The sequence below is a fragment of the Paenibacillus sp. BR1-192 genome, assembly GCF_029542445.1.
In the GTDB taxonomy this organism is placed as follows: Bacteria; Bacillota; Bacilli; order Paenibacillales; family Paenibacillaceae; genus Paenibacillus_AQ; species Paenibacillus_AQ lautus_A.
Map to the genome: position 1 here is coordinate 2,266,889 of NZ_CP120718.1, position 23,882 is coordinate 2,290,770.

23 protein-coding genes are annotated in these 23,882 nt (G+C 51.7%); 22 read left to right on the forward strand and 1 reads right to left on the reverse strand.

The window, feature by feature from the left end; genetic code table 11:
- The first annotated feature begins 3 nt into the window (after positions 1 to 3).
- From murG to P0X86_RS09830, 18 genes are all read left to right on the forward strand, one after another.
- Complete coding sequence (gene murG / locus P0X86_RS09745; RefSeq protein WP_009589637.1) at positions 4 to 1,113, forward strand: undecaprenyldiphospho-muramoylpentapeptide beta-N-acetylglucosaminyltransferase; 1,110 nt, start codon at positions 4 to 6, stop codon at positions 1,111 to 1,113.
- A gap of 157 nt (positions 1,114 to 1,270) precedes the next feature.
- Complete coding sequence (murB, locus tag P0X86_RS09750) at positions 1,271 to 2,176, forward strand: UDP-N-acetylmuramate dehydrogenase (protein WP_015734237.1); 906 nt, start codon at positions 1,271 to 1,273, stop codon at positions 2,174 to 2,176.
- 16 nt (positions 2,177 to 2,192) lie between these two features.
- On the forward strand, positions 2,193 to 3,476 hold the full coding sequence (gene murA, locus P0X86_RS09755; protein ID WP_009589613.1) for a UDP-N-acetylglucosamine 1-carboxyvinyltransferase: 1,284 nt from the start codon (positions 2,193 to 2,195) through the stop codon (positions 3,474 to 3,476).
- 58 nt (positions 3,477 to 3,534) lie between these two features.
- Positions 3,535 to 4,290, forward strand: coding sequence for a cell division protein FtsQ/DivIB (locus P0X86_RS09760; RefSeq protein ID WP_277748381.1), 756 nt, complete (start codon positions 3,535 to 3,537; stop codon positions 4,288 to 4,290).
- A gap of 215 nt (positions 4,291 to 4,505) precedes the next feature.
- A complete protein-coding gene (gene ftsA / locus P0X86_RS09765) occupies positions 4,506 to 5,789 on the forward strand; it encodes a cell division protein FtsA (protein WP_009589690.1) in 1,284 nt (427 codons plus the stop codon).
- 57 nt (positions 5,790 to 5,846) lie between these two features.
- Positions 5,847 to 6,974 carry a cell division protein FtsZ gene (ftsZ, locus tag P0X86_RS09770; protein WP_009589569.1) on the forward strand — a complete coding sequence of 376 codons (1,128 nt, stop codon included), beginning with the start codon at positions 5,847 to 5,849 and terminating at the stop codon, positions 6,972 to 6,974.
- A gap of 388 nt (positions 6,975 to 7,362) precedes the next feature.
- Positions 7,363 to 8,376 carry a sigma-E processing peptidase SpoIIGA gene (gene spoIIGA, locus P0X86_RS09775; RefSeq protein ID WP_228469002.1) on the forward strand — a complete coding sequence of 338 codons (1,014 nt, stop codon included), beginning with the start codon at positions 7,363 to 7,365 and terminating at the stop codon, positions 8,374 to 8,376.
- A 169-nt stretch (positions 8,377 to 8,545) separates the two neighbouring features.
- Positions 8,546 to 9,268, forward strand: coding sequence for an RNA polymerase sporulation sigma factor SigE (gene sigE / locus P0X86_RS09780; RefSeq protein WP_009589674.1), 723 nt, complete (start codon positions 8,546 to 8,548; stop codon positions 9,266 to 9,268).
- Between the two features lie 77 nt (positions 9,269 to 9,345).
- Positions 9,346 to 10,128: an RNA polymerase sporulation sigma factor SigG gene (gene sigG, locus P0X86_RS09785; protein ID WP_006209087.1), complete on the forward strand. Its 783-nt coding sequence runs from the start codon at positions 9,346 to 9,348 to the stop codon at positions 10,126 to 10,128.
- 163 nt (positions 10,129 to 10,291) lie between these two features.
- Positions 10,292 to 10,624: a YlmC/YmxH family sporulation protein gene (locus tag P0X86_RS09790; protein ID WP_009589579.1), complete on the forward strand. Its 333-nt coding sequence runs from the start codon at positions 10,292 to 10,294 to the stop codon at positions 10,622 to 10,624.
- Positions 10,625 to 10,691: 67 nt separating this feature from the next.
- The gene (gene pgeF / locus P0X86_RS09795; protein ID WP_277748382.1) at positions 10,692 to 11,546 is read left to right on the forward strand and encodes a peptidoglycan editing factor PgeF; all 855 of its coding nucleotides are present in this window, start codon (positions 10,692 to 10,694) and stop codon (positions 11,544 to 11,546) included.
- Between the two features lie 8 nt (positions 11,547 to 11,554).
- Positions 11,555 to 12,244: a YggS family pyridoxal phosphate-dependent enzyme gene (locus tag P0X86_RS09800; RefSeq protein WP_041621955.1), complete on the forward strand. Its 690-nt coding sequence runs from the start codon at positions 11,555 to 11,557 to the stop codon at positions 12,242 to 12,244.
- 2 nt (positions 12,245 to 12,246) lie between these two features.
- Positions 12,247 to 12,693, forward strand: coding sequence for a cell division protein SepF (locus P0X86_RS09805; protein WP_009589651.1), 447 nt, complete (start codon positions 12,247 to 12,249; stop codon positions 12,691 to 12,693).
- 8 nt (positions 12,694 to 12,701) lie between these two features.
- Positions 12,702 to 12,971, forward strand: a complete 270-nt coding sequence (locus tag P0X86_RS09810) for a YggT family protein (protein WP_009589590.1) — start codon at positions 12,702 to 12,704, stop codon at positions 12,969 to 12,971.
- Positions 12,972 to 12,982: 11 nt separating this feature from the next.
- Positions 12,983 to 13,768: a YlmH family RNA-binding protein gene (locus P0X86_RS09815; protein WP_096773077.1), complete on the forward strand. Its 786-nt coding sequence runs from the start codon at positions 12,983 to 12,985 to the stop codon at positions 13,766 to 13,768.
- Between the two features lie 171 nt (positions 13,769 to 13,939).
- Positions 13,940 to 14,434 (forward strand): DivIVA domain-containing protein, encoded by a 495-nt coding sequence (locus tag P0X86_RS09820; RefSeq protein WP_090913079.1) that lies wholly within the window; start codon positions 13,940 to 13,942, stop codon positions 14,432 to 14,434.
- Positions 14,435 to 15,212: 778 nt separating this feature from the next.
- Positions 15,213 to 18,302, forward strand: coding sequence for an isoleucine--tRNA ligase (ileS, locus tag P0X86_RS09825; protein ID WP_277748383.1), 3,090 nt, complete (start codon positions 15,213 to 15,215; stop codon positions 18,300 to 18,302).
- Between the two features lie 230 nt (positions 18,303 to 18,532).
- On the forward strand, positions 18,533 to 18,883 hold the full coding sequence (locus tag P0X86_RS09830) for a DUF5665 domain-containing protein (protein WP_015734246.1): 351 nt from the start codon (positions 18,533 to 18,535) through the stop codon (positions 18,881 to 18,883).
- A 59-nt stretch (positions 18,884 to 18,942) separates the two neighbouring features.
- Here the strand turns inward: P0X86_RS09830 and P0X86_RS09835 are convergent, their stop codons facing one another.
- On the reverse strand, positions 18,943 to 19,683 hold the full coding sequence (locus P0X86_RS09835) for a TraR/DksA C4-type zinc finger protein (RefSeq protein WP_277748384.1): 741 nt from the start codon (positions 19,681 to 19,683) through the stop codon (positions 18,943 to 18,945).
- Positions 19,684 to 19,895: 212 nt separating this feature from the next.
- On the opposite strand from P0X86_RS09835, the gene lspA reads away from it, so the two are divergent.
- From lspA to abc-f, 4 genes are all read left to right on the forward strand, one after another.
- Positions 19,896 to 20,396, forward strand: coding sequence for a signal peptidase II (gene lspA / locus P0X86_RS09840; RefSeq protein WP_277748385.1), 501 nt, complete (start codon positions 19,896 to 19,898; stop codon positions 20,394 to 20,396).
- Complete coding sequence (locus P0X86_RS09845; protein ID WP_277749022.1) at positions 20,396 to 21,367, forward strand: RluA family pseudouridine synthase; 972 nt, start codon at positions 20,396 to 20,398, stop codon at positions 21,365 to 21,367. The genes lspA and P0X86_RS09845 overlap by 1 nt, the downstream gene beginning before the upstream one ends.
- Positions 21,368 to 21,517: 150 nt before the next feature.
- A complete protein-coding gene (locus P0X86_RS09850; RefSeq protein WP_192569208.1) occupies positions 21,518 to 21,673 on the forward strand; it encodes a hypothetical protein in 156 nt (51 codons plus the stop codon).
- A gap of 143 nt (positions 21,674 to 21,816) precedes the next feature.
- Positions 21,817 to 23,778 (forward strand): ribosomal protection-like ABC-F family protein, encoded by a 1,962-nt coding sequence (gene abc-f / locus P0X86_RS09855; protein ID WP_277748386.1) that lies wholly within the window; start codon positions 21,817 to 21,819, stop codon positions 23,776 to 23,778.
- The last annotated feature ends 104 nt before the right edge of the window (positions 23,779 to 23,882 follow it).

Here is a 23,882-nt window from a genome sequence, read left to right on the forward strand (position 1 = left end):
GGTATGCGTGTCGTTTTGACCGGCGGCGGAACGGGGGGGCATATTTACCCCGCCGTTGCCATAGCAAGACAATGTGAGAAGGAAGATCCGAAGACGGAGTTTTTATATATCGGAGGCGAACGAGGCCTCGAAAGCAAGCTGGTGCCCCAAGAGAAGCTGCCGTTCGAGAGCATCGATATCACGGGGTTCCGGCGCAAGCTGTCGATGGACAACGTGAAAACGATCATGCGTTTTTTCAAAGGCGTGAAGCGATCGAAGGCCCTTCTGAAGGAGTTTAAGCCCGACGTCGTGATCGGGACGGGCGGATATGTGTGCGGCCCTGTCGTTTACGCCGCCGCCAAGCTGGGAATACCGACCATGATTCATGAGCAGAACGCGATTCCGGGCCTGACCAACCAATTCCTCAGCCGATATGCGGATACGGTTGCGGTCAGTTTTGAAGGAACGGAGTCTTCTTTTCCTAAAGCCAAAAGAACGGTATATACAGGAAATCCACGTGCGACAACGGTTTTATCCGCCAATCGTGAACGTGGATTTGCTACGCTCGGCATTCCGGTGGACAGCCAGGTCGTTCTGATCGTCGGCGGAAGCCGGGGAGCCAAGGCGATCAATAACGCGATGATCGGGATGGCGCCGTTCATTCACAAGCTGCCGAACGTCCATTTTGTATTTGTTACGGGCGATACGTATTTCGAGAATACGCGGGAATCCATTCGGTCCCAGCTCGGCACCATGCCGAATCATCTTCATATTTTGCCCTATATTCATAATATGCCGGAAGTGCTTGCGGCTACTTCGCTGATCGTAAACCGTGCGGGAGCCTCATTCCTGGCGGAAATTACATCGCTTGGCATCCCATCCGTCCTTATACCATCACCGAACGTCACCAATAACCACCAGGAGGCGAATGCGAGGCAATTGGAGGAAGCGGGGGCATCCAGCATGATTTTGGAAAAGGACTTGACGGCTGAATCGCTGTTCCGAAAGCTTGAGGAGATCATGACCAACCGCTCTGCAAGAGAGTTGATGTCTGCGGCTTCGAAAGAGCTCGGCAAACCGGACTCGGCGGCCGTCATAACCCAAGAAATCCGCCGGTTAACCGGCAAACGCTAAAACGGCTGGGCGATTGTCACACACCTATGGAGCCTGACATAAGATACTCTATAATCGTGACACACCCATGAGGCCGGCATTACTGACAGCGGCCATCTCTTCATCCAGTTGAAGGAATGGCCTTTTGGTTTTGAAAGTCAAGGGAGGTTTATTTAAAATGCAGCAGTGGAAATCGCTACTATCAGAGGCCAATGTCGGAGCAGTGTTATGGAATGAACCGCTGGCAAAATATACGACATGGAAAATAGGCGGACCAGCCGATTGCCTGATTGTTCCTGAGAACAAGGAACAGCTCAAGGAACTGGTCACTCTTCTCCATGCCCATCACATACCTTGGACACAGCTGGGCCGCGGTTCAAACATGCTGGTTGCCGATAAAGGAATTCGGGGAGCGGTCATCAAGCTGGGCCAGGGTTTTGAGGAGCTTCGTTTTGACGGAGAGACGGTAACTGCAGGCGGCAGTCTGTCTTTTGTCAAACTTAGTGTTCTGGCCGGAAAACAAGGATTATCCGGGCTCGAATTTGCCGGAGGCATTCCTGGATCGGTCGGAGGGGCCGTCTACATGAATGCGGGTGCCCATGGGTCTGATGTGTCACGCATATTCAAGTCCGCTGACATTGTACTGGAAACAGGGGAATTGGTTACGTATGCTGCGAAAGATATGGCGTTTGATTACCGACACTCCATTCTGCATGAACGAAAAGGGATTGTGACTGAAGCGGTATTTGAGCTCCGTCAAGGAGACCGCAAGGAGATTACAGCCGTTATGGCCTCCTATAAGGACCGTCGCCGGCGTACGCAGCCACTCCAATCCGCAACGGCAGGCAGCGTATTTCGAAACCCGCCCGGCGACCATGCGGCGAGGTTGATCGAGGCTGCCGGTCTCAAGGGCCTGCGGATCGGAGGCGCGGAAGTTTCTTTACAGCATGCCAATTTCATCGAGAACACCGGTCAAGCGACAGCAGAGGACGTGCTCGCTTTGATGGAACGCATCAAGGAAACCATATCGGAGAAGAACGGAATTCAAATGGTGCCTGAGGTGTACGTTCTGGGCGAGCGGTAAACTCGGAGGTGATACATTGGACAAATTGGTGATTGAGGGCGGAAGGCCCCTATCAGGAACCATACGTATCCATGGAGCAAAAAATGCAGCTTTACCTATTCTAGCAGCAAGTCTTCTTGCAGAAGGGACTGTAAGATTAAGCAATGTCCCGCATCTGCTGGATATTGAAGTGATGCTCAGCATTCTCGGCCGTCTCGGCTCCAAATGCAAGCATGAGCTGGAGACGGTGACCGTGGATACCTCGTCGGCCAATTCGTTTCATGTCCCGGAAGATTTAATGAAGCAGATGCGATCCTCCATCTTTTTGATGGGACCTCTGCTGGCCCGTTTTGGCGAAGTGACGATCTACCAGCCCGGAGGCTGCGCGATCGGAGAACGCAAGATCGACCTCCATCTTAAAGGATTGCAGGCGCTTGGTGCGGAAATCGAGGAGAGCAACGATAAGATCCATTGCAGGGCCAGCCGTTTGATCGGAACCGATATTCATCTGGATTTTGCCAGCGTAGGGGCGACGGAGAATATCATGATGGCAGCTGCAACGGCGCTCGGCACGACGGTGCTCACCAATGCCGCGAGAGAGCCTGAAATTCAGGACCTTCAGCATTTCCTGAACAAAATGGGAGCGAACATTATCGGGGCAGGAACGGATACCATAACGATCCATGGCGTGGAGCGCCTGGAGCCTTGCGAGTATGAGATCATTCCGGACCGGATCGTAGCCGGAACTGTCATGATCGCAGCAGCGGTTACCCGCGGCAGCGTAACGCTTACAAAGACCAATCCGTCCCATTTAACTTCCCTTATACATGTGCTTAAGCGCGCCGGTGTTCAAACCAGTATATGCAATGATATAATAAATATAAGCTGCATGAGCCGTCCTAAAGCTGTGGAACGAATCGTGACTTCGCCGTATCCTTCTTTCCCGACTGATTTGCAATCCCAGGTCATGGTCTTGCTGTCCTTGGCGGACGGGTTTAGCGTGATGAAAGAGACGGTATTCGAAGGACGGTTCAAGCATGTGGAGGAACTCTCCCGCATGGGGGCGGACATTTCCACGGATCTGAACTATGCGTTCATACGCGGCGTTCAGAGAATTTACGGAGCCACCGTGGAAGCAACCGATCTTCGGGCTGGAGCGGCGCTCGTCATTGCCGGTTTGGCCGCGCAGGGAACGACCGTGGTGGAGCAAGTTCACCATATTGATCGCGGTTATGATCGTATTGAAAACATGTTCCAAGGTTTAGGCGCACGGATCTATCGTCAGTCCCCGGTGCCAAAGCCGCTTGATTTAGCCAATTGAGGTCCTGAGCATCCCCTCCAGGAGGAGGGGATAACAGGTCTTTATGGAGAGAGTGGATATGTCCAAGACACATATGCCTGTCCTGAAGCAGGACAAGCCCAAACCGAAAACGGCCAAAAAAATCATATGGATTCTTTTGCTGCTGTTTGCAGCTCTGCTGACGATCCTGTTTTTCCGGTCGTCGGTCAGCCAAGTTACCGAGATTCATTTTACAGGTAATACGTTTAATACAAATGAGCAGCTTACCAAGCAAAGCGGACTCCACATCGGAGACCAGTACTTTGGCGTCGACCCCGCACTCGTGCAGGAGCGCCTGATGAAGCTGGGCACGATTAAGACGGCCGAAGTGGTCAAGAGCTTCCCCGGCGAAGTCAGTATTGTGGTGACGGAACATCCTACGGTTGCCTATGAGCTGTCCGACAGCGGCGAGCTCCAAGCGATTCTGTCGAACGGTACCTCGGTTCCCGTCACGGCAAGCGGCATTGCCGTGGAGAAGCCGATTCTGACCAATTGGGATGCAAACGACCCCAACAAGGCCAAGCTCAGCAAAGTACTTGCCGAGATTCCGGGCAGCCTGACTTCGGACATTTCGGAGATCATGCCATCGCCAACGTTATCTTTTCCGGATCGGATCAAGATGTATACGCGTTCCAAATTCGAGGTCATTACTTCGGTTTCCTTGCTCCGTGACAAGGTAGAGTACTTGAATCAGGTTACCGAAATAGAGCGGCCGGGCGTGATTACGATGCTGGAAGCCGATTCTTACGTGCCGTTTGAAGAAGAAGTTGGAGAAGACGCCGAGGAAGGGCAATAAACCCCTACTCAGGCATAGGAATAAATGGTACAATTGAAAGTATTGACAACTTGTTTCGGCTCTTCTTTTTTGAATGACTTTTACGGCCTGTTATAGCAAATGTTGGCAGTAAAAAAAATGTTGAAAAAAGAGGGAAAGACCCGCGAGTGTTGAATAAGTAGAAATGTATTCTTTATAATCAAAATTAATTTGCTAAAAACAGGAGGTGCCAGGGCTTGAGCAACAATGACATCATTGTTAGTTTGGACATCGGTACATCCAAAGTTCGTGCTATTATTGGGGAAGTTAATAATGGAACCTTTAATATTATTGGAGTTGGATCTGCCGACTCGGAGGGAATTCGCAAAGGTGCAATTGTAGATATCGACCAGACCGTACAATCCATTCGCAGCGCTGTTGATCATGCGGAGCGTATGGTCGGTATTCAAATATCCGAAGTTTATGTCGGCATATCTGGAAATCATATCGGACTTCAATCCAGCCACGGCGTCGTGGCAGTATCGAACGAGGATCGCGAAATTGGTGAAGAGGACATTGACCGCGTGCTGAAGGCAGCGGAAGTCGTTGCGCTTCCTCCCGATCGTGAAATTATCGATGTGGTTGCTAAACAGTTTGTAGTTGACGGTTTGGAAGGAATCTCTGATCCGCGAGGAATGATCGGCGTAAGGCTGGAAGTGGAAGCGACGATTATAACTGGCGCCAAAACGGCAATACATAACCTGTTACGCTGCGTGGAGAAATCAGGTCTGAAAGTGAAGGATCTGGTGCTGATTCCGCTTGGTGCGGGACAGCTGGCCTTGTCCAAGGACGAGAAAACGATGGGGTCCGTGCTGGTCGACGTCGGAGCGGGCTCAACCACGTTGGCTGTGTTCGAGGGAGGCAGCATTGCCGCAACCTCCACGCTTCCGGTAGGCGGGGATTTCGTGACGAATGATATCGCATACGGCCTGCGAACGCTGACGGATCAAGCAGAGAAGGTTAAACTGAAGTACGGGTGCGCGCTGATCGAGAGTGCCGCACACGAAGTAACGTTCAAGGTAACGAGAATTGGAAGCAATGTGGACAAGGAGTTCACTCAAGAGGATCTGGCAGCTATCATAGAACCTCGCGTTCAGGAAATATTCCAATTAGTGCGCCAAGAAATCAAGCGCTTGGGTTACAGTGAGCTTCCTGGTGGTTATATACTTACTGGGGGCACTATGTCCATGCCTGGTGTGCTGCAGGTGGCACAAAATGAGCTGGCGACTTCCGTACGGATTGCGGTTCCCGATTTTATCGGTGTTCGTGATCCGGGATACTGCAGCGGAGTCGGCATCCTCCATAATGCAATCCGGAACGTACGCGTACGGAATACAGGAGGAAGCAACAACAGCAGCGGAAATAGCAAGAAACCGGTGAACCGCGCTAAGCAGCAAAATCCTGTCGCAGCAACTCAGGAGACCAGCCAGAAGCCGGGATTTATTGAACGCCTGAAAAAGATGTTCAGCGAGTTTATATAGCGGATTCATTCGACTGTGGACGTGCCATCCACGCACATTGAGGGGGAGATGGATTAGATGTTGGAATTTGATTTTGAAATGGAGAGCTTAGCTCAAATAAAAGTAATCGGAGTAGGCGGCGGCGGAAGCAACGCCGTTAACCGAATGATTGAAAATGGTGTGCAGGGCGTTGAATTCATTACGGTCAATACGGATGCTCAGGCACTCCACCTTGCAAAATCCGAACATAAACTGCAAATCGGGGACAAGCTCACTCGCGGTCTTGGTGCCGGCGCCAATCCTGACGTAGGCAAGAAGGCTGCGGAAGAATCCCGTGATTTGATCATGAACACCCTGAAGGGTGCCGATATGGTATTCGTTACAGCCGGTATGGGTGGCGGTACAGGTACTGGAGCTGCGCCTGTCATCGCTGAAATTGCTAAGGAGTGCGGGGCATTAACGGTTGGGGTTGTCACTCGTCCGTTTACGTTCGAAGGACGCAAGCGTGCTTCCCAAGCGGAGCTTGGCATCGAAGCATTGAAAGAGAAAGTGGATACACTCATCGTCATTCCGAATGATCGCTTGCTGGAGATCGTGGATAAGAAGACACCGATGCTGGAAGCGTTCCGAGAAGCAGATAACGTATTGCGTCAAGCCGTTCAGGGCATTTCTGATCTGATCCAAGTGCCGGGTCTGATCAACCTTGACTTTGCCGACGTGAAAACGATCATGACAGAACGCGGCTCGGCTTTGATGGGTATTGGACTGGCTACTGGTGAAAACCGTGCCTCCGAGGCTGCCCGCAAGGCGATCATGAGCCCGCTGCTTGAAACCTCAATCGAAGGTGCCCGCGGTGTGATCATGAATATTACGGGAGGAACCAATCTTTCCTTGTATGAAGTGAATGAAGCGGCCGAGATTGTAACATCTGCTTCCGATCCGGAAGTAAACATGATCTTCGGTGCGATCATTGAGGAAAGCATGAAGGATGAAATCAAGGTCACGGTTATCGCTACCGGCTTTGAGAGCAAGCCTTCTCCAATCCCGCCGGGACGTCGTCCTGCAATGCCGCAAGGGGAACAACAGCAACAACAGCAGCCGGAAACGGACAAGAGTAATGTGAATCTGAAGCCGTTTGGCAATCAGAGCAATGATCAGCTTGATATTCCTACTTTTCTTCGCAATCGTACCCGTAATAATGATTAATAACGGTAAGCCTGTGCTTCGTCATCATGATGAAGACAGGCTTATTTTTATATCCAAGCCTCGTCATCTTCCTTTTATTTCATTTACAAGGCCAACAGCTGATGCTGTCACACTTTCACGAATGAAAGCCCAATCAGCAATTACTGGGGAAATTACGGATATTCCCCGAGCCTTCCCGCCAAGATAGAGATCGCCGATAACGCTAAGAGGCTGCTCTTGGTACAGGTCTCTAAAAACTGCCCTTCATCGACAAAAAAAGTCCGAAATCCGCCCACAGGTTTAGACAGACTTTGAATTCTATTCTTCTTATACTAGTAACATCTCCCTTAGCCCAGAATTCAACAGAAGGATAACGGTAGAGGATTCTTCGACTAGGCAGGTGAACAACCTGGTTGTTTATATTGATCTCATATTTTTGGCAAACCTCGTCATTGACGCCGTTTTGCTGGCTTTGACCGCCTGGATGCGGAGAGTGAAGCCAACATGGTGGAGGCTTGCATTATCCTCTGTGATCGGCGCTCTGTATGTCGTCATGATGTTTGTCCCGCAATTGTCGTTTTTGTTTACCTTTCTCATCAAGTTTGGATTATCGTTGATCATGCTGTGGGTGGCTTTCGGTTTTGTGAGCTTGCAGAGTTATCTTCGGAATTTGGGAGCTTTTTACATGGTGAATTTTGCAGCTGCCGGAGGCATTATCGGTTTTCATTACTTGGTCCAAAATTCGGGAGAGTTGTTCAGCGGGATATGGTATACGACATCGGGCGGGCTATCCTTTGAATTGAAGGTGGGATTCTGGTTTGCGTGCATTACCTTTTTTGTAGTTGTATTCGCGTTTAAAGCCGTTCAGACCACGAAACGAAAAACCGAGAACCGGGAAGCCTTGTTGGGAGAAGTGTCCGTATGGATCGGCAGCGCCAAAATAGGCTGCGTGGGTCTGCTTGATACTGGTAACCAATTGAGCGATCCCTTGACGCGCACGCCGGTTATGGTGATGGAAGCAGAACTATGGGAAGCCTACCTGCCCCAGGGATGGAGCAAACAGCTGATGGAGGGGGAACCGGACAAATTAATCATGGGGCTGGCGGCAGAGGAATTCGAATGGCAGGACCGCCTGCGGCTTGTTCCGTATCGCGGCGTCAACCGGGGGGCTGCATTTATGCTTGCGCTGAAGCCTGACATGGTGCGAGTCGAGCTGGGGGGATTTGAATACGCGGCATCCAAGGTGCTGATTGGTCTTGACGGCGGGACGCTTTCGGGAGACAGGGCATACAGGGCCATCATCCATCCGGCGTTGACGGAAGGTGAGGGGACGCCGAAGAATGCACAACCTGCCATAACGGGCGATTCTCAGAATCATGAGGCGACCGGTCTGAAATCAGGCGAAGCCAAGACTGCAGGATAATGACAGGTGAAGCCATTTTCATAGTGTTCGAGTCTGTGACCCAACGTTCGAGCGATGGATAAGTCTTTGAAAATCTTCATGAAAATCCATCCTTTCCGGATTAGGAGCCTAAAGATGATCTTTATGAAGTCAGTTAAACCTTCGGGAAAACGCATTAGGAGGATAAGAGATGCCCGTTAAATGGAGATTAGCATTGCAGCTACAGTATTACCGCGTACTTTTTATGCTGGGTTTGAAGAGTCAGGAAATCTACTATATCGGAGGAAGCGAGGCGCTTCCGCCTCCGCTAACGAAAGAGGAAGAGGAGTTCTTGCTCAAAAAGCTGCCTACCGGCGATGCGGCCACCCGGGCCATGCTGATCGAACGTAATCTGCGTCTGGTCGTTTATATCGCCCGCAAATTCGAGAACACCGGCATTAACATCGAAGATTTGGTATCGATCGGTGCCATCGGTTTAATTAAGGCGGTGAATACGTTTGACCCCGAGAAAAAAATCAAGCTGGCCACGTATGCCTCGCGCTGCATTGAAAACGAAATTTTGATGTACCTGCGCCGGAATAACAAAACGCGAAGCGAGGTCTCGTTCGACGAGCCGCTGAATATCGATTGGGACGGCAATGAATTGCTCCTGTCCGACGTATTGGGCACCGAGAACGACACCATCTACCGCAACATCGAGGAGCAGGTCGACCGGAAGCTGCTGCAAAAAGCACTCGATAAATTGAGCGACCGGGAACGCATGATTATGGAGCTTCGTTTCGGCCTGCAGGACGGGGAAGAAAAGACGCAAAAAGACGTGGCAGACCTGCTTGGAATCTCGCAATCCTACATTTCCCGATTGGAGAAGAGAATCATTAAACGGCTCCGCAAAGAATTCAACAAGATGGTGTAACTGGAAATCGCAAGGAATAAAATAACCCCCCTCGGAGATAATGTACAGTAATGTTTCTCCTTGGGAGGTTAGTCATCATGACGCGAAACAAAGTTGAAATTTGTGGTGTGGATACGTCAAAACTGCCTGTTCTGACGAACGTGGAAATGAGGGAGCTGTTTCATAATCTGCAGCAGAACAATGAACGGTCGGCCCGAGAAAAATTGGTGAACGGCAACCTGAGACTGGTGCTCAGCGTCATCCAAAGGTTTAACAATCGGGGAGAGTTCGTTGATGATCTGTTTCAGGTAGGCTGCATCGGATTGATGAAGGCCATCGACAATTTTGATTTATCGCAAAATGTTAAATTTTCCACTTATGCCGTACCGATGATTATCGGAGAAATACGTCGATATTTAAGGGACAATAACCCGATTCGCGTCTCCCGATCACTGCGCGATATTGCCTACAAGGCACTTCAGGTCCGGGATCAGCTGACCAATGCGAATTCGCGCGAACCAACGATTTTTGAAATTTCCGAAGCGCTGAATGTGCCCAAGGAAGACGTTGTTTTTGCACTCGATGCCATTCAAGATCCCGTTTCGCTGTTTGAGCCGATTTATCATGACGGTGGCGATCCGATATATGTGATGGATCAAATCAGTGATGACAAGAACAAGGATGTGTCCTGGATTGAGGAAATCGCTCTCCGGGAAGCGATGCACAAGCTCGGGCAGCGCGAAAAAATGATTCTGTCCATGCGGTTTTACGAAGGCAAAACCCAGATGGAAGTTGCCGATGAAATCGGTATCTCCCAAGCCCAAGTGTCGCGCTTGGAGAAGTCGGCGATCAAGCAGATGCAAAAGCACGTCAAAACTTAAGAAGCCCAGCAATCAAACGAACAGACAACGATCCCGTTTATGGGGTCGTTTTTTTCGTTTTAAATAAGCTATTTTACCCAAGCGGATCATATATTGAACAGAGGGATGCGGATTGAACAGGGATGGACGGATAACCTTCAAATACATCTAAGGTGTGATGCTCATGATACCTGATAATCAAATGGTGGGGAAAAAGATGAAAATTTCCGATTTTCAAACAAAGGATGTTATTAATATCATCGACGGCAAGCGGCTTGGGCAAATCAGCGATTTGGAGCTGGATTTGCGGCAGGGCCGGATTGAAGCGATCGTGGTGCCGAGCTACGGCAAATTCATGGGGCTGTTCGGCGGCGGAAGCGATCTGATCATACCGTGGCGGAATATCGTCAAGATCGGCTCGGACGTGGTCCTTGTCAAAATGGAGGAACTGCGGAGAACGCCGGATGATCAGGAACCGGTGGAGTATCTGGATCGTCCTGACCGTCGATCCTTCTAACCAAACGGCGGGTTCATATGTCTCCGGCGTATGTTTTCTGTTACACTGGTCATAGAGGTGAATGTTCATGGAACCGTTTGTTAGTCAAGATCGGCAGACACCGAGTCTGTTTGTGCTCGAAAAATGGGAAGGGAAGTCAGCGGCCGCACTTACGGCCGGGTTCACGGGCCGGCATGGCGGCGTGAGCCGGATACCCTATGACAGTTTGAATTTGGCCTTTCATGTCGGAGACGAGCCGGGCGACATTGTCGAGAATCGGAAGCGGGTCGCCGCAGCGCTTGGCTTTTCTCTCGAAGACTGGACGTGCGGCGAGCAGGTGCACGGCATCCGGATTGGCGTCGTTCATGATAAGGACAGGGGCAGAGGGAGCTTGGACCGGGCCTCGGCCTATCAAGATACGGACGGGCTTGTAACCGATGTTCCCGGCGTGTTGCTGACTTCCTTCTACGCCGACTGCGTGCCGCTGTATTTCTGGGACCCGGTCACGGGCGCCGTCGGTCTGGCCCACGCGGGCTGGAAAGGAACCGTTGGCGGCATAGCCGAACAAATGGTGGTCAGGATGTCTGCGGAATACGGAAGCTTGCCTCGGAACCTCCATGCAGCCATCGGTCCGTCGATCGGCGAATGCTGTTACGAGGTGGACGATCGGGTCATGGAGCGTGTCCGCGAACTCGGAATCGAAGGATTCTCAGGCGATAAAGTTACAAATTCAGCTTTTTATATCGACAAGGGACACGGGAAATACATGCTGAACTTGAAAGAAATAAACAGACACATTATGATTAAAGCAGGAATATTGGCGGAACATATCGAATGTACATCATGGTGTACAAGCTGCAATCACGATCGGTTCTTCTCCTATCGCAAAGATGGAGGGACTACGGGTCGGATGGCGAGTTGGATCGGGATGAGAAAGAGGTGAGTCGTCCCTTGAGTTTGAAGGAACGTATCGATCAAGTGGAACAGCGAATAACGGAGGCTTGCGCAAGAAGCGGCAGGGACCGGAATGATGTGAATATGATTGCGGTCACGAAATATGTCTCCTTGGATATGACGGCTTCGGTACTGGATCACGGACTTTTGCATATCGGCGAGAACCGCTGGCAGGATGCCCAGGCGAAGTGGAATGCACTCGGCAACCGCGGCACATGGCATTTCATCGGCCATCTTCAGACCAATAAGGTCCGGGATGTCATTGATAAATTTCAATATATTCATTCGCTCGACCGCTTGTCTTTGGCCCATGAGCTGGAGAAGCGGGCGGCTGCGCTGAATCTGCAGGTATCCGCCTTGATGCAGGTCAATATCTCGGGTGAGGAATCCAAGTACGGCTTGCCTCCCGAGCAAGCAGCCGAGTTTTTGAAGGAAATCAACAGTCTTTCGCACGTAAAGGTAACCGGACTCATGACCATGGCTCCATACGAATCGTCGGCGGAGCAGACGCGTCCTGTATTTCGTGGTTTAAGACAACTAAGAGATGAGCTGAACGAGCAGGCGCTTACGGCGGAGCCATTGACCGAATTGTCCATGGGCATGTCCAATGACTTTGAAGTTGCCATAGAGGAAGGGGCGACCTGGGTGCGTCTCGGCTCAATTTTAGTAGGGAAAGAGGAGGATTGACGATGGGCGTGATGAACCGGTTTATGAATTTCTTGGGACTGCAAGAGGAAGAAGAAGTTGTGGAACGCGAGGTTCTGGCCTCGCAGGAAGAGCCGGTGGAGGCAACGCCGTTTGATCATCGGAAAAACCAAAAGAGCGGCAATATCGTTAGCATTCATTCGCAGAAGAACGTTAAGGTTGTATTAGTCGAGCCTCGTTCATATGATGAAGCACAGGAGATTGCAGATCATCTGCGGTCATTCCGAACGGTTGTGGTCAACCTTCAGCGCGTGAGGAATGATCAGGCGCTGCGCATTATCGATTTTCTTAGCGGAACCGTTTATGCGCTTAGCGGCGGAATCTCGAAGGTGGGCGGGAACATCTTCCTATGCACGCCGGATACCGTTGAGATCCAAGGTTCGATCTCGGAGATTCTAGCAGACGAGCATGAATATAACAGAATGAGGTGATTTAGGCTTTGACCTACGAAATTATTAGCGTTGTTAGCACGCTATTCCGTATTTACTTCTACATGATTTTGGTTTATGTCTTGATGTCCTGGCTTCCGAATGTGAGGGAAAGCTTTGTCGGGGAGCTGCTTGGCAAGCTGGTAGAGCCATATCTGGCGCCTTTCCGCCGGTTCATTCCGCCGATTATGGGCATGATCGATATTTCCCCGATTATCGCGCTGTTCGTGCTGCAGCTGGCAGAGCGCGGCGTATACGCCATTCTCGGATATATCCTGTAGCAGGTGAATGAATGATGAAACTGGACATCTACGATCATTTTCACAAGGACGAACGGGAATTTGTGGACCGGGCTTGGGAATGGGTGGTCAATGCCGGACAATATCATGAAACCAAGCTGACGGATTTCCTGGATCCCAGGCAGCGGTTCATTCTGGAATCGCTCGTGAATCGTCATCCGGACGTGCATGCCGTGTTTGATGGCGGACATGCTGATGCCGAACGCGTGCGGGCGATGATTGCTCCGGATTACCGGGCGCTTGAGGGCGAGGATCTGAAGATGAAGGTGCTCAGCATCTCTTCCGGAGATCAGAAGTTTCTGGAGCTGGAGCATGGCGATTATATGGGGTCGATACTGGGTCTGGGCATTAAGAGATCCAAGATCGGTGATATCCATGTACTTGCGGACGGCTGCCATGCGGTCGTTGCCGACGATATCAGCGCCTTCCTGCATCTGAATCTCAGCCAGGTCCACCGGGTGCATGTCATGACGGATCTGCTGCCGCTGGACAAGCTTCAGGTGGCCCGCACGAATTTCGAGGCGATGGACATTACGGTATCTTCCATGAGACTGGACGGAATCGCCAGCGATGCCTACCGAATCAGCCGCACAAAAATCGTCGTGCCGATCAAGGCCGGCCGGTGCCGCGTCAACTGGAAAGTGGAAGAGGATCCCTCCACGAATTTAAAAGAAGGCGATGTCGTCTCCATCCAAGGATTTGGACGTTTTAAAGTACTGGAGACGGGCGGCCTGACGAAAAAAGGGCGGTACCGTATCAAGGTTGGGAAATATGCTTGACCTTTGAAGGAATTGCCGTTTTTTTGTCGAAACCATACAGGGAACATTCAAAATGACAATGGATTTGCCGATAAATCGTAAATGACCGCTATTGTCTTCACGGACGGGTGGTTTGGCTAACACAGCGGACGGACCGTCCTGTAAGGCCCATATATTTAGGAGGTGCACACCATGCCATTGACACCGCTTGATATACATAACAAGGAATTCGCCCGTCGAATTCGCGGTTATGATGAGGACGAGGTCAACGAGTTTTTGGATCAGATTATTAAGGATTATGAAAGTGTGATCCGGGAGAATAAAGAATTAGGCAACCAGCTGATGGCGATGCAAGAAAGACTGGATCATTTCTCGAATATTGAGGAAACCTTATCGAAGACCATCATTGTCGCCCAGGAGGCGGCGGATGAGCTGAAGAACAACGCGAAGAAGGAAGCTCAGCTGATCATTAAGGAATCCGAGAAGAATGCGGACCGGATCATTAACGATGCGCTCGGGAAATCCCGCAAAATCGCGCTGGAGGTTGAAGAGCTGAAGAAGCAGGCCTCCATCTACCGCACCCGTTTCCGCTCCTTGGTAGAGGCTCAGCTGGAGCTTCTGAAGCAGGAAGGCTGGGAGACGCTGGAGAACCGCGAACCGAGTCTGGAGCCGAAAGAGGTATACTAGGCGGGTATCCGGTTGACTTTTTCCGCGAAGTCGTCTATAACTAATAACATATTGTTGATTCATACCGTAATTCGTTGATGGGAATAGTACGCGAAGGATCTGTCCCCCAGAGAGCCGGCAGTTGCTGAAAGCCCGGCGTTCAGGCCTAGCAGAAGATCATCCCGGAGAAGTGAAGCTGAAGCGCTGTGACCGCGTGCGTAAGCTAAGCCGTCTGCCGAACGTTATATCGGACCTTGCCTTACGAACAGGCATGGACATTGAGGTGTCGTTTGAGCAGGCTTCCATTAGAAGTCGGCCGGGCGAAATTAGGGTGGTAACGCGAGAACAGGTTCTCGTCCCTTGGGGGACGGGGCCTTTTTTATGTTCACAGAACATTTACGAAAAAGGGCGAGTTCAAAAAGATCGGTTTTCAGCACCGAAGCCTATGCTTCCGCTGTGCGTTTTTTCAAAACGCTTCAGTAGGATGAAGCTAGGGAGTGAGGAGCGGAGCGTACGTAGTTTGTACGTGAGCATCTGAAATGTTTCCGCAGGAAACATACTTCGAAAGCATCTGCTTAGGCCCGGCTGAATTCAAGATTCGATGCCGAATTGCTTCTTGATTCACTTCGTGTTAGATATAGAATTTATGAGTTATCAGTGGAACTGATGAAATTCTATATCGCAAGAAAACCTACCTATGCATCGCGGTCGCTCATCTTTGAAGTGGCCTCGATAGAGGTTTTCTTATCAAAATCGGACTTTTTGAACAACCTCGAAAAAGGGCGAAAGGAAGATCTGCATGAACAGAGTAGACGTCAAGGAGAAGGCGCGGGCAAGAGAGCTGCGCATCTTGAACAAATGGAACGAGGAGAACACGTTCAAGAAATCAATCGAGCTGCGGGCCGGCAAGCCGAATTATGTATTTTACGAAGGTCCGCCGACCGCGAACGGCGCGCCTCATATCGGTCACGTGCTCGGCCGCGTCATCAAGGATTTTGTAGGCCGCTACCAGACGATGAAGGGCTATCATGTCGTTCGTAAAGCGGGCTGGGATACGCACGGGCTTCCGGTTGAGCTGGGCGTAGAGAAGCAGCTGGGCATCTCCGGCAAGCAGGAAATCGAGAATTATGGCGTGGAGGCTTTTATCAAAAAGTGTAAAGCCAGCGTATTTGAATATGAGCATAAATGGCGCGAGCTGACCGAAGCGATTGCGTATTGGACCGATCTGGATCATCCGTACATCACGCTTGAGAACAACTACATCGAGAGCGTATGGAACATTTTGGCGACGATTCATGACAAGGGCCTTCTGTACCGCGGCCACCGCGTAAGCCCGTACTGCCCTTGCTGTCAGACGACACTGAGCTCCCACGAAGTGGCACAGGGGTATGAGGATGTTAAAGACCTGAGCGCAACGGCGAAGTTTAAGCTGCATGACAGCGGAGAGTATGTGCTGGCATGGACGACGACGCCTTGGACGCTGCCATCCCACGTGGCACTGGCTGTTAATCCGGATATGGATTACGCCCGCGTCGAGCAGGAGGACGGCATCTATATCGTGGCTAAAAATCTGGTAGAGGATGTCATGAAGGGCGACTTCACCGTTCTATCGACGCTGAAAGGCTCCGAGCTGGTCGGCAAGACTTACGACCCTCCGTTCCCGTATGTAAAAGCGGAAAAAGCGAACCTCATCGTCGGCGCATCCTTTGTTACCGATGCAAGCGGTACGGGGATTGTGCACATGGCTCCTGCGCACGGCGAAGACGACTACCGCGTATGCCGCGAGAATGGCATCAGCTTCGTGAGCGTCGTGAACGGCCACGGCCGTTATACCGATGAAGTGACGGATTTTGCCGGACGCTTCGTCAAGGATTGCGATCTGGACATCGTGAAGGCATTGTCCGAAAAAGGACTTCTGTACAGCAAGGAGAAATACGAGCACAGTTACCCATTCTGCTGGCGCTGTAAATCCCCGCTGCTCTATTATGCGATGGAGAGCTGGTTTATCGAAACGACGGCGGTTAAGGATCAGCTGATCGCCAACAACAACGAGGTGACCTGGTATCCGGGCCATGTACGCGAGGGACGCTTCGGCAAATTCCTTGAAGACCTGGTCGACTGGAATATCAGCCGGAACCGTTACTGGGGAACGCCGCTTAACGTATGGGTCTGCGATTCTTGCGAAGGGCAGTTCTCGCCGCACAGCATTGCGGAGCTTCGGACCAACGCCGTAGGCGAGGTAGCGGAGGATCTGGAGCTGCACAAGCCTTATGTGGATGAAGTGAAAGTGAAATGCCCGCATTGTGAAGGCGGCGTAATGGAGCGAACCTCGGAAGTTATCGACGTATGGTTTGACAGCGGATCGATGCCGTATGCGCAATACCATTATCCATTCGAGGACAAGGAGAAGTTCGAACAGCAGTATCCCGCCGATATGATCTGCGAAGGGATCGACCAGACGCGCGGATGGTTCTACAGCTTGCTCGCCGTATCGACCCTCTTCACCGGTAAAGCGCCTTATAAAGCGGTCATGGCCACGGGCCATATTCTCGATGAGAACGGACAGAAGATGTCCAAATCCAAGGGCAACGTCATCGATCCTTGGGAAATCATCGAGGAGTACGGCACGGATGCGTTCCGTTGGGCGCTGCTCGCCGACAGTGCGCCATGGAACAGCAAACGTTTCTCGAAAGGAATCGTCGGCGAAGCCAAATCCAAGGTTGTGGACACGCTGGTGAACACCCATGCGTTCCTGACATTGTATGCCGGCATCGACGGCTATGATCCGAAGGAGCATGACTTCAAGGGATCGGACCACAAGCTGGACCGCTGGATTCTCTCCCGCTTGAACAGCTTGATTCAAGTGGTTGACAAGGGATTGGCCGTCAATGATTTCCTTAACGCGGCCAAGGCGATCGAAGCTTATGTGGATGAGCTGAGCAACTGGTATATCCGTCGTTCGCGCGATCGTTTCTGGGGCAGCGGACTCGGTGAAGATAAGCTGGCCGCTTACGGGACGCTTACGCACGTGCTGTTGACGCTATCCAAGCTGATGGCACCATTCACGCCGATGCTGTCCGAAGATATCTTCGTCAACCTGGGCGGCGGCGAGAGCGTGCATCTGGCCGACTTCCCGCAAGCCGACGAAGCGTTGATCGACAAAGCGCTCGAGCAGGACATGGAGACGGCAAGACAGATCGTAGAGCTTGCGCGGAACGTCCGCAACGAGACAGGAATCAAGACGCGTCAGCCGCTGTCCAACCTCATCGTATCCATGGATCGCGAGTTCGATCTCGCGGGGTATGAAGACATCATCAAGGACGAGATCAACGTCAAAGCGATTGAGGTGGAGACCAGCGACAGCGGATTCGTTGATTTCACGCTGAAAATGAACCTGAAGGTCGCAGGCAAGAAATACGGTAAAAATATCGGCTTCCTGCAAGGTTTCCTAAAGGGAATGAGCAGTGACGAGACCCGCAAGGTGGTCCAATCGGGCGGCGTGAACGTAACTTCACCGGAAGGCGAAGAATTGCAGATCACGTCCGAAGAGCTTCTGGTAGAGAAGAAGGCGAAGGAAGGCTTTGCATCCGCTTCGGGTTACGGGTTAACCGTTGCGCTCAATACGGATATCACGCCGGAGCTGGAGCAGGAAGGCTGGGTTCGCGAAGTGGTGCGTGCCGTGCAGGATACGCGCAAGAAGCTGGACCTCCCGATCGAGAAGCGGGTGAACTTGACTCTCGATACGGATGATGAGCTTCAAGCTGCGATCACGGCATTTGAAGATGTGCTGCGAGAAAACGTACTGGTTAACGATTTGCAATACGGACAAAGCGAAGGCATGGAGCGGGTTGAGCTTGGCGGCAAAACCATTGGCATCCATATCGCCTGAGAATCGTTGATATTATTAAACCACCGCCATGAAATGGCGGTGGTTTTTTGCTGTCCCCAATAAGCACCGGCTTTGTTCGGAGGACTCCGTGCGAATGAGATGCTTCCAACAGATGCATAATAATCAGCGAATTCTCATGCATGTTATGTATGGTTTCAAGCAGGAAGAAAGCGGATCCTGATCTGTTTCTTCCAGAGTCTGCCTAGTATAGTGGCAAGGGGGCGGTGAATATGGCAGAGAAGCCGGAAAATGCGTTATCAACCGAAAAGAATAAATCGCTTGTGGAAGCAGAGCGGGACCAATTGGGCGCCATACACCGCATGACCACGGACATCGCGCAGCAGCTGGAGAAGGCCCGGATCGCGGAATACACCCAGTTGTTGAACCGCCCCTGGAAATTGATATGGACCAATCTGCTGGCCGGGTCGGCACGCGGCGTGGGAATCGCGATCGGGTTTACTTTTTTTGCGGCAACCATCATATATGCCCTTCAGGCCCTTGGCGCGCTGAATTTGCCTATTATCGGCGATTACATCGCGGATATTGTCCGGATTGTCCAGCGGCAGCTTGAACTGACGTAATGGATTATGTAATGCCCGGCAGCCGCTGCAAGTCATATGCTGCCGGGTAAGACGCTTAATCAGCTGAATGATTCATCATCCGGGTCGCCATTGGGGTCAAGGAGATAACTTCCTTCGCCCCGGTTTAGGTAATCGACATATTGGGGACTGCGTACGATAAACACTTCCGAGCCATCGATATTGGTGGCAACGAAGTTTTCGTACACCTCCACGAACCCGCCTTGATCGTCGCCATTCTCGATATCCATTTCGTTATAGCTGTCCATTTCGTTTCCTTCCGCCAAAGCCGGGGAATTGGAGTTCCCCCAGCTCTCAACGATCTGCCAGGCGTCCTCGCCGTCAAATGCAGCATATTCGTGCTCATCCATACTGGATTTTCCGAAAGCGGGAGCTAGAACGTCCTCCTCGACCGGACGGTCGCGGGACACGCGCTCCCGAGGCGTATGTTCTACGCAATATTGCGTATCCGGGATAATCTCCAATCGCTCGTACGGAATGGGCTGGCCGCAGGTAAGGCACACGCCGTAACGGCCATGATGAATGGCTTCCAGCGAAAAAATAACCCGCTGCAGCTCCTGATCCACCCTGTCCTGAAGCGCGAGGTCTTTTCCTCTTTCAAACACTTCGGTTCCCACATCGCCAGGGTGATTATCAATATGGGACAGTTCGCCGGTCATATCTCGCTCCGATTCTCCCAGCCCGTGTTGGTCGTTATTGACCATGCGCCGTTCAAGTTCAACCTTTCGATCCATCAGCTTTTGTTGCAAATTATGAAGTTGCTCCTGAGTGAGATGCGACATGTCAGGCTCCTTTCATGGTCCCGAAGTTGACCTTCTTGGTTCATAGGTATAGAGTGCACCCATCGATAAGGTTTTACTGACGGAAAATGTTCTCGCCGCTGGACAGGAATGGACGGTTTCTGAGCCGCTGTGCTACAATAAGACGAGTTACGGACCGATCAGCGAAGATGTTCGCCTGATTGGAGAAGACAAGAACGGAGTGACATAAACAAGTGGTATATTATTTGATTGCATTTGTTTTATTTCTTATCGATCAGGGAACCAAGTACTTGATTGCTACCAAGCTCGAGCTTTATGAACAGATACCGGTCATCGGGGATTTCTTCCTGATCACGTCCAGTCGGAACCGGGGAGCCGCGTTCGGCATACTCCAGGACCAGTTATGGTTCTTCATCATTGTGACACTAATCGTTGTGGGCGGAATCGTCTGGTACCTGCGGAAGGTATCAAAAGAAGGACGCAAGCTTCTGCCGACCGCGCTTGCGCTTGTACTTGGAGGGGCACTCGGAAACTTCATCGATCGATTGATAATGGGCGAGGTCGTCGATTTCCTGCAGTTTAATTTTGGCAGCTACACCTTCCCGATCTTCAATATTGCCGATTCTTGCATCGTGATCGGCGTGGGATTGATCATATTGGACACGCTTCTGGAAGGAAGACGCGAGAAGATGCAGACAACAAGTGAAGTTTCAGGCACAGAAGGGACTGAATGATGGTGCAAGACGGTAAGGATACAGATACGGATTGGACAGATGAGAACGGTCAGGAAACGGAAGCCATCGAATGGACGGTGGATGCCGACGCTGCCAAAACCCGTATCGATAAATACATAACGGAAAATCTTGGGGAAGATGTGTCGCGTTCCCAAGTGCAGTTATGGATTGCGGACGGACATGTGAGCGTGAACGATGGCCCAATCAAGTCGAATTACAAAGTGAGTCAGGGTGACCGCATCGTGCTGAAGGTTCCCGAGCCATCGGCCGTCGAGATCATTCCCGAGGACATCCCGCTTGAGATCGCGTTTGAAGACGGGGACGTGATTGTCGTAAACAAGCCGAGAGGAATGGTTGTCCATCCGGCTCCGGGACATTCGTCCGGCACGCTAGTGAATGCATTGATGTTTCACTGCAAGGATTTATCGGGAATCAATGGAGAGCTTCGCCCCGGCATCGTCCATCGGATCGATAAGGATACTACGGGCCTGATCATGGCCGCGAAGAATGATAAAGCCCATGCTTCGCTGGCCGCCCAGTTGAAGGAGCACAGCGTGAACCGCCGTTATTTGGCGTTGGTGCACGGCAATATCAGCCATGATCAGGGAACCATTGACGCACCGATCGGCCGGGACGCCCAGGATCGCAAACTGTATACCGTCACGGACCGGAACAGCAAACATGCGGTGACGCATTTTACCGTAGTGGAACGGTTCGGAGATTACAGTCTCCTCGAGCTGAAGCTGGAGACGGGTCGTACCCATCAAATTCGCGTGCACATGAAATATATCGGGCATCCTCTCGTAGGGGATCCCGTTTACGGCAAGAGCAAGGGGATCAAATTGAACGGACAAGCGCTTCATGCGGCCGTATTGGGTTTTGTCCATCCTTCGACCGGGGAATATAAGGAGTTTTCGGCACCGATGCCGAGCGATATGAATGAGCTGTTGACGATTTTAAGGGGCCGCTAGCGGTCCCTTTTCGCATGTATAAGCATGGGTCCCACAAAGGTTTAGAGTAAGCATCAAAGCATGGGCTCCACTTTGCTGGGCTATTTGTCTTGCCTTCCAAACCATGGATATGGTATAGTGACGATAACTTTGATGAAGGAGGTGAGCAGGATGAATATCGAGATGGTTAACAACCGTATTAGCCAGCTGCCTATCGCTATGGCTGGCATTGTTCATGCATTTCCCTACAACGGGAGAGGTCTGTCCAATTTTAATGATACGGTTTGTACCATCGCGAGAAGTCACCTGCCTGCCTGCACGGATTAAGCCGATTTAAGGCTTACGATTCTTAAGGGTCCGCGGAGCTTGCTCTGTGGACCCTTTTTGCGTTTGCAGTCCGGTTCTTCTCCCTAATTCATGCGCTCGAACAGAGTTTTGGTATTGTTCGCAGCATACAGGAGGAACCAAGAATGAATATGATCAATGTACAGAAACTGACGCAATACCACGGGGTCCAGCTGGTATTGGACGGGATATCGTTTGAAATACAGGAAGGCGAGAAGGTAGCGCTTATCGGCAGAAACGGAAGCGGCAAGTCCACGCTGATGCGCCTGCTTGCCGGATTGGATCAGCCGAACGAAGGGCAGCTTGCCATCAAGAAGGATACGGTAATCGGGTATGTGGAGCAGATACCGAGCCATATGGATTCCTGGACGGTGCTGGATGTACTGTCCCATGGGTTGATTCACTTGAAGGAATACCGCACGGAAATGACGGAACTGGAGAAGAGAATGAGTGATCCGGGCATCGCCGGGAATGCTGAGCTGCTTGATCGTGTGCTGCGTCGTTACTCGGCGCTCCAGGAACGGTTTGAAGCGGAAGGCGGTTATGAGCTGGAAGCCAGCATCGACAAAATCGCTACCGGGCTGCAAATACCCAAGAGCGAGTACGGACTGGCATTCGGCTCGTTGTCGGGAGGAGAGCAAACCCGCGTCGTGCTGGCATCGCAGCTGATCGTACAGCCGGATCTGCTCCTGCTTGATGAACCGACGAATCATCTGGATTTGGCTCGCACGGAATGGCTGGAGGAATTTTTGCGCGAATATCCGGGTACCTGCGTCATTATTTCTCACGACAGGTATTTTCTCGATCGGGTGGTGACCAAGACGATAGAGCTCGAGGACGGAGAGGCTTTCTCTGCCCAGGGTGGTTATACCGCATTCATGAAAGACAAGGAAGAACGGCTGCTGCAGCAGTTCGCCGATTACCAGGAGCAGCAGAAAGTGATCAAGAAGATGAAGGAATCCATCAAGCAGCTGGAGGAATTCGGCCGGATCGGCGGCAACGAGAAATTTTTTAGGCGGGCGGCTTCCATGCGGCGAGCGCTGGAACGGATGGAGAAGGTCAAGCGACCCGTGCTGGATCGAAGACAGGCCGATTTCGAGCTTCATCCTCAGGATCGTTCCGGCCGCCGCGTGGCATACTTTGAACAAGTTGAGGTTCGCTATGGGAATCAGGCGGTGCTGGGAGGGGCTTCCGGTCTTATCGAATTCGGCGAAAAAATTGCGCTGATGGGTCCGAACGGCAGCGGAAAAACGACGCTGTTCAAAGTGCTGGTGGGCGAGCTTATGCCCGACTCCGGATCCCTTGAATGGGGCGCGCGAGTCGACGTGGGATATCTGGCCCAGCAGGAGGAGCCGAAAAATCCGAAGGAAACGGTGCTCCAATATTTTCGGGAGAACGCCGGGGTTGAAGAGGGAGAGGCCCGGGGGATTTTGGCAAGATATCTGTTCTATGGCGCGGCCGTGTTCCGATCGGTGGGCCAACTGTCAGGCGGTGAATGGACACGATTGAGGCTGGCGCTCCTAATCCATCAAAAGCCGAACCTGCTGCTCCTGGATGAACCTACGAACCATCTGGATATTGCTTCCCGGGAGGCCTTGGAGGATGCGCTGCAGGGGTATCAGGGGACCGTTCTTGCCATTTCCCACGACCGTTATTTCGTAAACCAAGTGTCAGGCAAGGTGTGGGATTTGAACCAAGGGACGCTGACCGTCTTTCATGGAAATTATGATGATTTCCGGGCCAAGAAAGACCAGCTTGAAGCCGCATTGCAGTCAAGAGAACTCTCAGCTGGTACGAATGCCGTTTCTTTACCAAGGGGGACGCCGCCGTCCAAAGCCAACGAAAAGCCCGGCCAGAAATTCGAACGCAACCATCCTGATCGCTCTGCCGCGGAAAGATCCAAATGGCTGGAAGAGGAGATCGCCCGTTTGGAGACCCGCATCCGGCAGCTGGACGGTTGGCTTGAAACGGAAGGCTCGATAAGCGGCAATTCGGACATGTCGCTGCTCGAAGAGCGTTGGAACGAGCGGGAGTCGCTGGCAGCAAGCCGCGACGAGCTCCTAGCGGAATGGCTGGAGCTGTCTTAACCGACTTCGTGCAGGGAGGCCATGGTGTGTATCAGCTCCGACTCAACCTAAAAAGTACAAATCATCTGATATATAATGCATGGCTCCAGTCGTGATTTTCCTGC

What these genes read in the sequence shown, in the direction of transcription:
- P0X86_RS09830 (WP_015734246.1), top strand. Translation starts at nt 18,533, where the DNA reads ATGGCAGAGAAGCCGGAAAATGCGTTATCAACCGAAAAGAATAAATCG.
- ileS (WP_277748383.1), top strand. Translation starts at nt 15,213, where the DNA reads ATGAACAGAGTAGACGTCAAGGAGAAGGCGCGGGCAAGAGAGCTGCGC.
- murG (WP_009589637.1), top strand. Translation starts at nt 4, where the DNA reads ATGCGTGTCGTTTTGACCGGCGGCGGAACGGGGGGGCATATTTACCCC.
- sigE (WP_009589674.1), top strand. Translation starts at nt 8,546, where the DNA reads ATGCCCGTTAAATGGAGATTAGCATTGCAGCTACAGTATTACCGCGTA.
- P0X86_RS09835 (WP_277748384.1), bottom strand. Translation starts at nt 19,683, where the DNA reads ATGTCGCATCTCACTCAGGAGCAACTTCATAATTTGCAACAAAAGCTG.
- P0X86_RS09845 (WP_277749022.1), top strand. Translation starts at nt 20,396, where the DNA reads ATGGTGCAAGACGGTAAGGATACAGATACGGATTGGACAGATGAGAAC.
- P0X86_RS09805 (WP_009589651.1), top strand. Translation starts at nt 12,247, where the DNA reads ATGGGCGTGATGAACCGGTTTATGAATTTCTTGGGACTGCAAGAGGAA.
- abc-f (WP_277748386.1), top strand. Translation starts at nt 21,817, where the DNA reads ATGAATATGATCAATGTACAGAAACTGACGCAATACCACGGGGTCCAG.
- ftsZ (WP_009589569.1), top strand. Translation starts at nt 5,847, where the DNA reads ATGTTGGAATTTGATTTTGAAATGGAGAGCTTAGCTCAAATAAAAGTA.
- P0X86_RS09790 (WP_009589579.1), top strand. Translation starts at nt 10,292, where the DNA reads ATGATACCTGATAATCAAATGGTGGGGAAAAAGATGAAAATTTCCGAT.
- sigG (WP_006209087.1), top strand. Translation starts at nt 9,346, where the DNA reads ATGACGCGAAACAAAGTTGAAATTTGTGGTGTGGATACGTCAAAACTG.
- P0X86_RS09850 (WP_192569208.1), top strand. Translation starts at nt 21,518, where the DNA reads ATGAATATCGAGATGGTTAACAACCGTATTAGCCAGCTGCCTATCGCT.
- P0X86_RS09815 (WP_096773077.1), top strand. Translation starts at nt 12,983, where the DNA reads ATGATGAAACTGGACATCTACGATCATTTTCACAAGGACGAACGGGAA.
- P0X86_RS09760 (WP_277748381.1), top strand. Translation starts at nt 3,535, where the DNA reads ATGTCCAAGACACATATGCCTGTCCTGAAGCAGGACAAGCCCAAACCG.
- murB (WP_015734237.1), top strand. Translation starts at nt 1,271, where the DNA reads ATGCAGCAGTGGAAATCGCTACTATCAGAGGCCAATGTCGGAGCAGTG.
- pgeF (WP_277748382.1), top strand. Translation starts at nt 10,692, where the DNA reads ATGGAACCGTTTGTTAGTCAAGATCGGCAGACACCGAGTCTGTTTGTG.
- P0X86_RS09820 (WP_090913079.1), top strand. Translation starts at nt 13,940, where the DNA reads ATGCCATTGACACCGCTTGATATACATAACAAGGAATTCGCCCGTCGA.